This is a genomic window from Actinomyces sp. HMSC065F12, assembly GCF_001814535.1.
Lineage (GTDB): Bacteria > Actinomycetota > Actinomycetes > Actinomycetales > Actinomycetaceae > Pauljensenia > Pauljensenia radingae_A.
This window is the reverse complement of sequence record NZ_KV816976.1, coordinates 127,828-139,736: the sequence shown is the minus strand read 5'-3', so window position 1 is coordinate 139,736 and position 11,909 is coordinate 127,828. Positions and strand designations below refer to the sequence as shown.

Annotated in this window: 9 protein-coding genes; 4 read left to right on the top strand and 5 right to left on the bottom strand. The window is 60.2% G+C overall.

Going from position 1 to position 11,909, the window contains the following annotated elements; all coding sequences use genetic code 11:
- Positions 1-53 precede the first annotated feature (53 nt).
- The 5 genes from rpmE to HMPREF2975_RS05730 all read right to left on the bottom strand — a co-directional run bounded on the left by rpmE (position 54) and on the right by HMPREF2975_RS05730 (position 6,092).
- Positions 54-266, bottom strand: coding sequence for a 50S ribosomal protein L31 (gene rpmE / locus HMPREF2975_RS05750; protein WP_058236992.1), 213 nt, complete (start codon positions 264-266; stop codon positions 54-56).
- Positions 267-440: 174 nt separating this feature from the next.
- Positions 441-2,306, bottom strand: a complete 1,866-nt coding sequence (rho, locus tag HMPREF2975_RS05745; RefSeq protein WP_058237821.1) for a transcription termination factor Rho — start codon at positions 2,304-2,306, stop codon at positions 441-443.
- Positions 2,307-2,575: 269 nt separating this feature from the next.
- Positions 2,576-3,520, bottom strand: coding sequence for a homoserine kinase (thrB, locus tag HMPREF2975_RS05740; protein WP_070726485.1), 945 nt, complete (start codon positions 3,518-3,520; stop codon positions 2,576-2,578).
- Positions 3,521-3,668: 148 nt separating this feature from the next.
- Positions 3,669-4,781, bottom strand: a complete 1,113-nt coding sequence (thrC, locus tag HMPREF2975_RS05735; protein ID WP_070726420.1) for a threonine synthase — start codon at positions 4,779-4,781, stop codon at positions 3,669-3,671.
- A 3-nt stretch (positions 4,782-4,784) separates the two neighbouring features.
- Positions 4,785-6,092, bottom strand: coding sequence for a homoserine dehydrogenase (locus HMPREF2975_RS05730; RefSeq protein ID WP_058236994.1), 1,308 nt, complete (start codon positions 6,090-6,092; stop codon positions 4,785-4,787).
- Positions 6,093-6,355: 263 nt separating this feature from the next.
- Here HMPREF2975_RS05730 and HMPREF2975_RS05725 point away from each other — a divergent pair, with 263 nt between their 5' ends.
- From HMPREF2975_RS05725 to pflA, 4 genes are all read left to right on the top strand, one after another.
- Positions 6,356-8,098 (top strand): pyruvate dehydrogenase, encoded by a 1,743-nt coding sequence (locus tag HMPREF2975_RS05725; protein WP_070726417.1) that lies wholly within the window; start codon positions 6,356-6,358, stop codon positions 8,096-8,098.
- Positions 8,099-8,362: 264 nt separating this feature from the next.
- Positions 8,363-10,459: a formate C-acetyltransferase gene (pflB, locus tag HMPREF2975_RS05720; RefSeq protein WP_058236996.1), complete on the top strand. Its 2,097-nt coding sequence runs from the start codon at positions 8,363-8,365 to the stop codon at positions 10,457-10,459.
- Between the two features lie 56 nt (positions 10,460-10,515).
- The gene (gene grcA2 / locus HMPREF2975_RS12935) at positions 10,516-10,767 is read left to right on the top strand and encodes an autonomous glycyl radical cofactor GrcA2 (protein ID WP_058236997.1); all 252 of its coding nucleotides are present in this window, start codon (positions 10,516-10,518) and stop codon (positions 10,765-10,767) included.
- A 146-nt stretch (positions 10,768-10,913) separates the two neighbouring features.
- Positions 10,914-11,795, top strand: coding sequence for a pyruvate formate-lyase-activating protein (gene pflA / locus HMPREF2975_RS05710; protein ID WP_070726483.1), 882 nt, complete (start codon positions 10,914-10,916; stop codon positions 11,793-11,795).
- The last annotated feature ends 114 nt before the right edge of the window (positions 11,796-11,909 follow it).

The following is an 11,909-nucleotide window of genomic DNA, read 5'->3' as shown; positions in this document are numbered from 1 at the left end:
TGCGATACAAAGACGCCGGTGCCCTGACGGGTCACCGGCGCTGAAGTCAAACGCTACTTGCTGCGTTTGCCGTAACGGGCTTCGAAGCGAGCCACGCGGCCACCAGTATCCATAATCTTCTGCTTACCCGTGTAGAACGGGTGGCACTGGGAGCACACGTCCACGCGCATCTGACCCGACGTAATCGTCGAGCGTGTTTCAAACGAGTTGCCGCATGTGCACGTCACCGTGGTGGGAACGTATTCGGGGTGGATACCCTTTTTCATGGTTTTCTCCTTACGGGATTCGAGGACGCCGGGTCCGCATGCGCAATCATCGACATCGCGCATTACGCGGTGAACCGGAACCGAGTTGCAATTGTGCCACTTTCCGGCCGATAGATCCAGATGATGTACCGGCGGTGCAGGTGAGATTACCCACCTGCACCGCCGGTGTGTGATCTAGTCAGCGTTCGGCGTGGTCTTCTGGATCAGCATGAGGAACTCAGCATTGGACTGGGTTTCCTTGAGTTTGTCCAGAACCACTTCCAGTGCCTGCTGTTGCTCAAGGGATCCGAGGACGCGGCGCAGCTTCCACATGATGCGCAGCTCTTCAGGCTTGAACAGGACTTCCTCGCGACGAGTGCCCGAGGCGTTGACATCGATGGCCGGGAAGATTCGACGATCTGCCAGCGCGCGCGACAGGCGCAGTTCCATGTTGCCGGTGCCCTTGAACTCTTCAAAGATGACTTCGTCCATCTTGGACCCGGTCTCCACCAGGGCAGAGGCCACGATGGTCAGTGAGCCGCCTTCCTTGAGGTTGCGGGCTGCGCCGAAGAACTTCTTGGGCGGGTACAGCGCGGAAGCGTCCACACCACCGGAGAGGATACGACCTGACGCCGGTGCCGCCAGGTTGTAGGCGCGTGACAGGCGCGTGAGTGAATCGAGCAGCACGACAACGTCCTGTCCCAGCTCGACCAGGCGCTTGGCTCGCTCAATGGCAAGTTCGGCAACCGTGGTGTGGTCGGAAGCGGGGCGGTCGAAGGTGGAGGCGATGACTTCACCCTTGACAATGGAGCGCATGTCGGTGACTTCTTCAGGACGCTCGTCAACCAGGACGACCATGAGGTGAACCTCAGGGTTATTGACCTCGATTGCCTTGGCGATCTGCTGGATAATCATCGTCTTACCGGCCTTCGGCGGGGAGACGATCAATCCTCGCTGTCCCTTGCCGATCGGTGCCACCAGGTCGATGACGCGAGGCGTTACGGCCTTCGGGGTGGTTTCCAGGCGCAGCTGCTCATTGGGGTACAGCGGCGTCAGTTTGCCGAATTCGCGGCGCTCGCCGGCTTCCTCGACAGACATTCCGTTAACGGTGTCCACCTTGACCAGTGCGTTGTACTTCTGGCGCTGGCGCTCGCCTTCGCGAGGCTGACGCACCGCACCGGAGACGGCATCGCCTGCGCGCAGGTTCCACCGGCGCACATTGCCCAAAGTGACGTACACATCGTTCGGGCCGGGCAGGTATCCCGAGGTACGAACAAAGGCGTGGTTTTCCTGAACGTCCAGGATGCCTGCGATAGGTGCCAGCACATCGTCTTCACGAATTTCCGGCTCATTGTCGCGACGTCGGTTGTTGCGCGAATTTCGCTCCGAACGATCTGAGCGGTCTCGGCGCTCGTCACGGTCTCGTCCGCGGCGGCGCGCATTGCGTTCTCTGCGACCGCGCCCACGGGAGTTGTTCGCGTTGTCGCCTTCAGGCAGTTCAATCTCATTGAGTTTGCGGTGAGCTGACTCGCTACCGGACTGCTCAGCGTCGGCCGAGTCATCATCACTGTGAACACCGGCGAGTTCAGCACGCACATCGAGGGCGGCCGCGCGATTCTCACGCGCCTCGTTGCTGCGGTCATACTGGTTGGAGCGTGAACGTCCGTGACCATTACCCTTGCGGGCCAGTGGCTTGCGTTCGCGGTGCTCGTCAGATGAGTCGCCCTCGTCGTGGCCGTCACCCTTGGGAGCCAGCGGCTTGCTCTGGAAGTCCGACCCAGGAAAGTCGAGTGAGAATTGACGCGGCTCGACAGCACCGGCAGTGGCGACGCGGCGACGTCCTCGTGACCGTGTCGGTGTCGAGGCCTGTTCGCCTGTCGATTCAGATTGGTGGCGTTCAGAGGCGTCAGCGGCAGGGCGTTTGTGCTCTGAGCGTGCTTGAGACAAATTGTTGCCGCGGCGGGCAGCTTCGATGGTGGAGACCAGATCGGCCTTGCGCATGGTCGAGACTCCGCGGAGCCCCATCTGCGCTGCAAGTGCCTTCAGCTCCGTCAGCTTCATGGCTGACAATGGCGCGTGATTCGATGCGCCATCAGTGTGATCGTTGCTCACTAATTGTTCCTCACTTGATCGCCCTATGCGGGCAGATGAAATCCGTTGAAAGATACACAAACGGAGGTGTACACGTCGAACAAGTCTTGTGACGAGTACCAGGATGGCCGACACAGCGGCTATGACTGTACAACACAGTCACCGCTGAAAAGTTTAACCACTTCTCCCCCCACTATGCCATCTTTCGCGTGGCAATGCGAGGATTGTTGAGCGGAAAATCACACATTGGGACGCTGCGGGCGATCTGTTCGGATTCCATCCCCGCTGACAGCCAGAGAGCGCACAGTCCAACCCGACCGCTGCGCGCTCGCACGCATGTCATCATCCACGTGGTTCAACGCCATGACAGTGGGTCCTGCGCCGGAGACCACTGCCGCCACGCCGGCTTCACGCAGCCAGTCAACCAGTGCCAGTGACGGCTCCATCACGGCGCGCCGGTATTCCTGGTGCAGATGGTCCTCAGTTGCGTCGAAAAGCCAGCGGCTGATATCCGCATCGTCCGAGCCGACAGTGCGCGCATTGTCGGACATGACGGCAACCAGCACAGCTGCACGTGAAATGTTGGCAACAGCATCGCGATAGGGCACGACGTCGGGCAGGACCTGACGCGCCTTCGACGTGGCGAGTGGGAAATCAGGAATAAACACGGTGGGCGTCATCGACGCGGGGGGCTCAAATCGCAGGGCCTGAGCGTCATCATCACCCATCCACGCCACTGTCATGCCGCCTTCGATTGCGGGGGCCACATTGTCCGGATGCCCTTCCATGTGCGTGGCGAGCTGCAGGATCGTGTGATCATCCAGCGCCTCAGCGTCGCGGATCAGCTCGCGCGCCAGGGCCAGTCCCGCCACGACGGCACTGGCCGATGAGCCTAATCCCCTGCTGTGCGGAATGACGTTATGGCAGTGCATTCTCACGCCTACCTGCGGCGCGCCCACATGATCCAAGCCCACTCGCATCGCACGCACGATCAGGTTGTCGTCGCCCTCGCTGACAGTGCCTGCCCCTTCGCCCTCGACAACAATGCTGGTCGGGCCGGCAGTGGCGTGAACGGACACGATGTCGCGCAGATCCAGTGCGATCCCGAGACAGTCAAAACCCGGCCCCAAATTGGCGCTGGTGGCCGGCACGCTGACACGAGCAAAATCCGCACGCAGTTGCACGATGGTCTCCCACACATTGATTAACAGTGAACGAGGGCGGCGCTCGCCGCCGTTCATGAGGCGATGAAACTTAGTCTAGACCGCACACGGCGCCGAATCGCCCACTAACGGCACAGCGATGCGCCTGCGTGCACCTCGGTAACGTCGGCTACTTCAACCCCAGCAGTTCAGCAACTTCGTGCGTGTCGGGTGCAACGACTTCGGCCTGCACACCCCCGTCAGGCAGAGCCGCGAGCGCCGTCTTCGTATCCTTCAGGCCATTGCCCGTCACCGTGCACACAATTCGTGCGTCGCGCGGAACGCGTCCGTCTTCAGCTGCACGGAGCAGCCCGGCCACGGATGCGGCAGATGCCGGCTCGACGAATACTCCGGCTTCGCCGGCGATGATCTGCTGGGCGCGCATGATTTCCTCGTCGGGAACAGCGGTGATGAGTCCCTTGGAATCGTCGCGCGCACGTGAGGCGAAATCCCACGACGCAGGGAATCCGATCCGGATGGCGGTCGCAATTGTTTCCGGGTTGTCGATGGGGTGTCCGGCAACAAATGGTGCCGCTCCGGCTGCCTGCACGCCCCACATCTGCGGTACGTGTGTGGCAACGGCTGGAAGGTTCCGGTAGGACTCTTCCATCGTGGTGACAGCTTTCTGGCCAGCGTATTCGTTGTAACCCATCCAGTAGGCGGAAATGTTCCCGGCGTTTCCCACGGGCAGTATGTGAATGTCGGGCGCATCGCCCAGCGCGTCAACGATTTCGAATGCGGCGGTCTTTTGCCCCTGTAGGCGGTAGGGGTTGACCGAGTTGACCAGTGCGACAGGGTAGATTTCCGTCAGCTTGCGCACGATGCGCAGCGCATCGTCGAAGTTTCCGTCGACCTGAACCAGGCGGGCACCATGCATGATGGCCTGGGCCAGCTTTCCTGCAGCGATTTTTCCGGCGGGCAGGATCACGACGCATTGCAGTCCGGCAGCCACAGCATAGGCTGCAGCCGAGGCTGACGTGTTGCCGGTGGAGGCGCAAGCGATCATCTGGGTGTCGGTGGCGGCGATTTTGGACACGGCCATTGTCATGCCGCGGTCCTTGAACGAGCCAGTCGGGTTGGCGCCTTCCACTTTCAGCCAGACGCGCGCTCCGACGCGCTTCGAAATGGCAGGAGCTTCTACCAGTGGTGTGCCACCTTCCAGCAGTGTTACAACCGGGTCGGATTCTTCCAGTGGGAGCCGCTCAGCGTATTCACGCAGCAATCCGCGCCATTGATGAGCCATGTGTTATTCACCTTCCATACGTAGGAGCGACGCCACGTCGATGACGGCGTCAGATTGACGGAGTGCTTCAGCTACTGCCAGCACGTCAGCCTCACGGGCACAGTGCGTGGCGATCACGATGGTGGTTTGCGCACCCGGTTCACCGTCACGCTGGTCGACCGAGTGGATGGATACGCCGTGACGGGCGAATACGGAGGCCACGTCAGCTAAAACACCCAGATCGTCATGAACATGCAGACGAAGCTGATAGCGGGTGCGTGTCATGCCCTGTTCAATGATCGGCAGATGCGCGTAGGTGGATTCGCGCGGAGCATGGCCACCGTGCACACGGTGGGACGCCCCGGCGACCAGGTCGGACAATACCGCTGAGGCGGTTGGCGCACCGCCTGCGCCTTGCCCGTAGAACATGAGCCGTCCGGCAGATTCGCCTTCGATGATGACGGCGTTGTACACGCCGTCGACAGTGGCCAGTGGGTGTCCTGTCGGCACGAGGGCCGGGTGGACGCGCGCGTTGATCACTTCATTGCCCAGATCGTCGAGGCAACGCTCAGCCACGGCGAGCAGTTTGATCACGTGATTGGTGCGCGCCGCTTCCATCATGTCGTCAGCGGTGATCTGCGAGATGCCTTCGACGCTGACATCGTTCATGGATACGCGTGAATGGAACGCCAGGGAGGCCAGCAGTGCGCACTTAGCGGCAGCGTCATACCCTTCGACATCAGCAGTGGGGTCAGCTTCCGCGTAGCCTCGTTTCTGCGCGTCGGCAAGGGCTTGTTCGTAGCTGGCGTGTGCGGTGAGCATGGAATCAAGGATGAAGTTCGTCGTGCCGTTGACGATGCCGACAATACGGCTGATCTTGTCACCTGCCAGCGATTCACGCAGACCGTAGACAACTGGGACGGCTCCAGCCACTGCCGCTTCGAAGTACAGGTCCGTATCCGCCTGGGCCGCAGCCTCGTACAGTTCCGGGCCGTGGGCGGCAAGCAGTGCCTTGTTGCCGGTCACGACCGTTGCCCCACCATTCAGGGCCCGCAGCACGTATTCACGTGCCGGTTCAATGCCGCCGATCAGTTCGATGACGATGTCTGCATGGTCGATCGCTTCTGCCGCATCCGTTGTCAGCAGTTCCGGATCGATGTCAACATCACGCGGAGCGTGCACATTTCGCACGACGACAGCTGAGATTTCCAGCTGCGCTCCGCATCGTTCGCTCAAGTCATCGCTTCGTTCGTGGATCAGTCGAATGACCTGCGAGCCGACGGTTCCCGCTCCTAGGATGGCGACTCGCACTGTGCGCGGCTGTTCCGACATCGTGCACCCCTTCATTGATCAGACGTTTCGATAGTGATCCTAACCAAGGCCACAGGCCCGATGCGACAGTGTCCAGTGTGCGGCACATGGATCCGCGTCGTTGATGCTCGCTCCTCGTCAATGGCGACCGTCACTGCGAGCGAGGGCTCCCTCGTGAGCGTCATCACGAGGTATATGGCAGCAAGATTGCGTACAGTAAAAGATGCGCCGCATGTATGTGGTGATTCGCAGATCGATCCTCGACGGTTAAGGAAAAAGACGCAATGAACGTCGCAGAACAACTCGTCAGCCAATTGGTGGAAGCTGGAGTACATCGGATCTATGGAATCGTGGGCGATTCGCTCAACCCAATTGTTGATGCGGTGCGCAAAACCGGAGGATCCGCCAGGGGCGGTATCGACTGGGTGCACGTGCGCCACGAGGAGTCGGCCGCGTTCGCCGCTGCCGCTGATGCTCAGGTGTCCGGAAAACTGGCAGTGTGTGCGGGTTCATGCGGCCCGGGAAACCTGCACCTGATCAACGGCCTCTTTGATGCGCAGCGTTCCGGCGCGCCTGTCCTGGCTATCGCCTCACACATTCCCAGCGTGCAGATCGGACAGTCTTACTTCCAGGAGACCCACCCCGACCGGCTTTTTGTGGAGTGCTCGTCGTACTGCGAAATGGTTTCCACCGCTCAACAGGCTCCGCGCGTCATGAACGCTGCGATCCGTCACGCGATTGGCACTCAGGGTGTCGCAGTGGTGACGATTCCCGGTGACGTGTCTGACCAGAAGGCGCAGGCTCCCACACCCCAGTTCGTTCCGGCTCGCCGTCCGATTCTGCACCCCAACCCCGATGATGTTGCTCAGCTTGCCACCATGCTCAACAAAGCCAAGAAGGTCGCGATTTTCGCGGGTATCGGTGTGGCGGGCGCACATGATGAGGTCATTGCACTGGCAGACGCACTGCAGGCACCAATCGGGCATACCCTGCGCGGGAAAGACTTCATTCAGTACGACAACCCCTTCGATGTCGGCATGACCGGCCTGCTGGGATACGGCGCAGCTGCAGAAGGCATGAACGATGCGGATGTCCTGCTGCTGCTTGGAACAGACTTCCCGTACAACCAGTTCCTGCCTGACACGCTGACCGTACAGGTCGACAACAGCCCCGAAAAACTCGGACGACGCACCGACGTGTCCCTGCCGATCTGCGCCGATGTCAAGGCATTGATTGACAGCCTCATGCCGCAGCTCAAGGGACGCCGCTCATCAGCATTCCTGAAGAAGCAGCTCAAGAAGCACGCCAAGATCATGAAGGCACCCGTCGGCTCCTATACGCGCAAGGTCGAGCACATCAAGCCGATTCACCCCGAATACGTCGCACACGTCCTGAACGAGATTGCCGCACGCGACGCGATCTTCACCGCCGACACCGGCATGTGCAACGTGTGGACAGCCCGCTACATCGATCCGCTGGGGTCGCGCCGACTGATCGGCTCCTTCCTGCACGGATCAATGGCGAATGCTCTGCCTCAGGCCATCGGCGCTCAGGAAGCATTCCCGGACCGCCAGGTGATCTCCATTTCAGGCGACGGCGGCCTGTCAATGCTGCTCGGCGAGCTGGTCACAGCCCGCATGCATGACCTGCCCATCACGGTCATCGTGTTCAATAACTCAACGCTGGGCATGGTCAAGCTGGAGATGCTCGTGGACGGAATGCCTGACTTCGGCACCGACGTGCACGACATGCACTATGCAGATGTCGCGTCCGCAATGGGATTCCAGGCTGAACGCGTGGACGATCCTCAGGATGTGCGCAATGCCTTGACGAGGGCGCTCAGCCATCGCGGTCCCTCCCTCGTCGAAGTCATCACCGATCCAAACGCGCTGAGCCTTCCACCTGAAATTACCGGCGAGCAGCTGTTCGGCTTTGCCACGGCCATGTCGAAGATCGTGTTGAACCGCGGTGCCGGCGAAGCAGTGTCAATGGCAACGTCAAATATGCGCAACATTCCACGCTTCTGATCCGGCGCGGACAGGACTCCCTCGTCGCTTACTGCATAATGCGACATTCGTCATGGGACTTTTGTCCCATTGCTCAGAATGCCGTCAGCATAACCACGCGCAGTGAGACGTAGTCCATAGGTCCTGATTCAGGATCCTCCTAGAAGGCCCAGCGCTTTCGAGAGACAATAAGGTCAGATGTCAAACAGACATACATTGGCTGGCCGCGAACCACGCCACCGAAACCCTTCAGATCGAAGGGACCGGAACCGGAGAAGAGGGATTATGACCACCCAGATGACCGCTCCAACATCCGTCAGCGAAGACCCGTGGGATGGGTTCGAGCGCGGTGCATGGACCGAGCACATCGACGTTCGTGATTTCATTCAGCGCAACTACACGCCATACGAGGGCGACGCCTCCTTCCTTTCTGGCCCTACAGACAAGACACTGCGCCTGTGGGACACACTGGAGAAGAATTACCTGTCCGAGGAGCGCAGGAAGCGCGTACTCGACGTTGACACGGATACACCGGCAGACGTTGACGCGTTCGGGCCCGGATACATCAGCGACGACGACAATGTGATCGTCGGCTTGCAGACCGACTCACCCCTCAAGCGCGCGATGATGCCGTTCGGCGGATGGCGCATGGTGGAAACCGCCATCAAGGAAGCCGGCAAAGAGGTCAACCCTGACGTGAAGAAGATCTTCACTCAGTACCGCAAGACCCACAACGATGCCGTGTTCGATATTTACACACCTCGAATTCGCGCAGCCCGTTCTTCCCACATCATCACCGGCCTGCCGGACGCCTACGGCCGTGGCCGTATCATCGGTGACTATCGCCGCGTCGCTCTGTACGGTGTCGACGCGTTGATCGAAGCCAAGCAGGTTGACAAGGACCGCTACGCTGATCAGCCGTTCTCCGAGCACTGGGCCCGCTACCGTGAAGAACACGCCGAGCAGATCAAGGCTCTGAAGAAACTGAAGAGCATGGCTGCCAGCTATGGCTTCGACATCTCAGGCCCCGCGAAGAACGCGCAGGAAGCTGTGCAGTGGACCTACTTCGCTTACCTCGGGTCCGTGAAGTCTCAGGACGGCGCTGCAATGTCGATCGGCCGCCTGTCCGCATTCTTCGATATCTACTTCGAGCGCGACCTCAAGGCAGGCGTGATCACCGAGCAGGACGCTCAGGAAATCATCGACGCCCTGGTTGTCAAGCTGCGTATCGTGCGTTTCCTGCGCACCGAGGCGTACGATCAGATCTTCTCCGGCGATCCCTACTGGGCAACCTGGTCAGATGCCGGTTTCTCAGAGGACGGTCGCACACTGGTCACCAAGACGTCTTTCCGTCTGCTGCAGACACTGCGCAACCTGGGACCGGCTCCCGAGCCAAACATCACGATCTTCTGGGATGAGAACCTGCCCGCAGGTTACAAGGAATTCTGCGCCTCGATCTCGATTGAGACGTCCTCCATCCAGTACGAATCCGATGAGCAGATCCGCGCTCACTGGGGCGACGATGCAGCGATCGCGTGCTGTGTGTCTCCGATGCGCGTGGGCAAGCAGATGCAGTTCTTCGGCGCGCGCGTCAACGCCGCCAAGGCTCTGCTGTACGCCATCAACGGTGGTCGCGATGAGATGACCGGCAAGCAGATCGTTGACGAGTACGAGCCCATCAAGGGTGACGGCCCGCTGGACTTCGATGAGGTCTGGGCCAAGTACGAGGACATGCTGGACTGGGTTGTGGGCACCTACGTTGAGGCCCTCAACATCATCCACTACTGCCACGACCGTTACGCCTACGAAGCGATGGAAATGGCACTGCATGATTCGGATATCGTGCGCACCATGGGCTGCGGTATCGCCGGCCTGTCCATCGTGGCCGACTCCCTGGCTGCCATCAAGTACGCCAAGGTCGTCCCCGTGCGTGATGAGACCGGCCTGGTTGTGGACTACGAGGTCGAAGGTGACTTCCCGACCTACGGCAACGACGATGATCGTGCAGACGAAATCGCCGCCACCGTTGTTCACACCATCATGGACAAGATCCGTCAGATCCCCCTGTACCGTGATGCCATCCCGACTCAGTCGGTGCTGACCATTACCTCGAACGTGGTTTACGGCCGCGCAACCGGCGCGTTCCCCTGCGGACACAAGGCCGGCACACCTTTCGCGCCGGGCGCCAACCCGCAGAACGGTGTGGACACGCACGGCATGGTCGCATCCATGTTGTCGGTCGGTAAACTGGACTACAACGATGCCCTTGACGGCATTTCGTTGACCAACACGATCACGCCATCAGGTCTGGGTCGGAACAAGGGCGAGCAGGTCACGAACCTGGTCGGCATCCTCGATTCCGGCTTCATTCCTGAAGACTGATTGAGACGACGAACAGTTCTTTTGAGATACTAGAAACAACCTGAGAAGGAGAGATCATGGCAACGAAGACGTTTGATGAGCGCCTGGCCGACATGAAGGACAAGCGTGAGGAGAACGGCGGCATCAAGGGGCTGTACCACGCCAACATTAATGTGCTGGACCGTTCCACCCTGGAAGATGCGATCGACCATCCTGAGAAGTACCCGAACCTGACGGTGCGTGTGTCCGGCTACGCAGTGAACTTCGTGAAGCTCACCCGCGAGCAGCAGCTGGATGTTCTGTCCCGTACGTTCCACCACTCAGCCTGATCCCCGCAGGCACGAGGGCGTCCTCGGCACTGCGCGATGACACCGCAATGCGAAGATCAGAAAACTGAAACGTGCCGCTTGGTTGCCTGCCGATCGATTCAACGACGGCAGGCAGCCAAGCGCTTTTTATGGCAGGAGGTGCATACATGACGACACAGTCACAGCCAGTGGCTATTGAGCTGCTCGGCGACCAGGATTTTCAGCCGCCAGCTAATCGGATGACCGGGGCGGGCACAGCCGGCCTGCAGGAGCTGACCGACCTTGAGCGAACAGATCGTCTGCGCCGTATGCGCGAAGGAACACTCGGGTCGATTCACTCGTGGGAACTCGTGACCGCGGTGGACGGACCTGGTACCCGCATGACGATTTTTCTCAACGGGTGCCCGCTGCGCTGCCTGTACTGCCACAACCCTGACACTCTGAATATGCGCGACGGCCAGCCCATCGAGTCCGATGAACTGTTGCGCCGCATTAAGCGCTATCGCAGAATCTTCCGTACCACCGGCGGCGGAATCACGCTGTCGGGCGGCGAAGCACTGATGCAGCCTGCTTTTACTGCACGCATCCTGCGCGGCGCCCGTGAAATGGGTATTCACACGGCGCTGGACACTTCCGGCTTCCTGGGTGCGATGGCAACTGATGAAATGATCGAGGACACGAACCTGGTGCTGCTCGACGTGAAGTCCGGTGATCCTGATACCTACCGAAAGGTCACTGGCCGCGACCTGCAACCCACCATCAGTTTCGGGGATCGCCTGGCTCAGCACGGCACCGAAGTATGGGTACGTTTCGTCCTGGTGCCGGGTTTGACCGACGATCCGGACAACATCGACCGAGTGGGACGGATCGTCGAAAAGTGGCCGAACGTGTCCCGTCTGGAAGTCCTTCCGTTCCACCAGATGGCGATTGACAAGTGGAAGAACCTGGGGATGACGTACACGCTGGAGGACGTCAAGCCCCCGAGTGTGGAGCACGTGGATAAGGTGCGCGAGCAGCTGCGCCGCTTCGATATTGCAGCGGTGATGTAGCAGTGCCTCGCGCCACCCTTGGCGTGGTTTCCGTCACCCGCGCTCGGGGTGTCAGCGCAGCGGCCTCGAGCCACTACACTGGAAGAAATCTATGACGATTGCCAGCACAGATGG

Excerpts from the sequence above, each read along its gene's own strand:
- rpmE (WP_058236992.1), bottom strand. The coding sequence starts at position 266 with ATGAAAAAGGGTATCCACCCCGAATACGTTCCCACCACGGTGACGTGC.
- rho (WP_058237821.1), bottom strand. The coding sequence starts at position 2,306 with ATGAAGCTGACGGAGCTGAAGGCACTTGCAGCGCAGATGGGGCTCCGC.
- thrC (WP_070726420.1), bottom strand. The coding sequence starts at position 4,781 with ATGGCTCATCAATGGCGCGGATTGCTGCGTGAATACGCTGAGCGGCTC.
- HMPREF2975_RS05730 (WP_058236994.1), bottom strand. The coding sequence starts at position 6,092 with ATGTCGGAACAGCCGCGCACAGTGCGAGTCGCCATCCTAGGAGCGGGA.
- HMPREF2975_RS05725 (WP_070726417.1), top strand. The coding sequence starts at position 6,356 with ATGAACGTCGCAGAACAACTCGTCAGCCAATTGGTGGAAGCTGGAGTA.
- pflB (WP_058236996.1), top strand. The coding sequence starts at position 8,363 with ATGACCACCCAGATGACCGCTCCAACATCCGTCAGCGAAGACCCGTGG.
- grcA2 (WP_058236997.1), top strand. The coding sequence starts at position 10,516 with ATGGCAACGAAGACGTTTGATGAGCGCCTGGCCGACATGAAGGACAAG.
- pflA (WP_070726483.1), top strand. The coding sequence starts at position 10,914 with ATGACGACACAGTCACAGCCAGTGGCTATTGAGCTGCTCGGCGACCAG.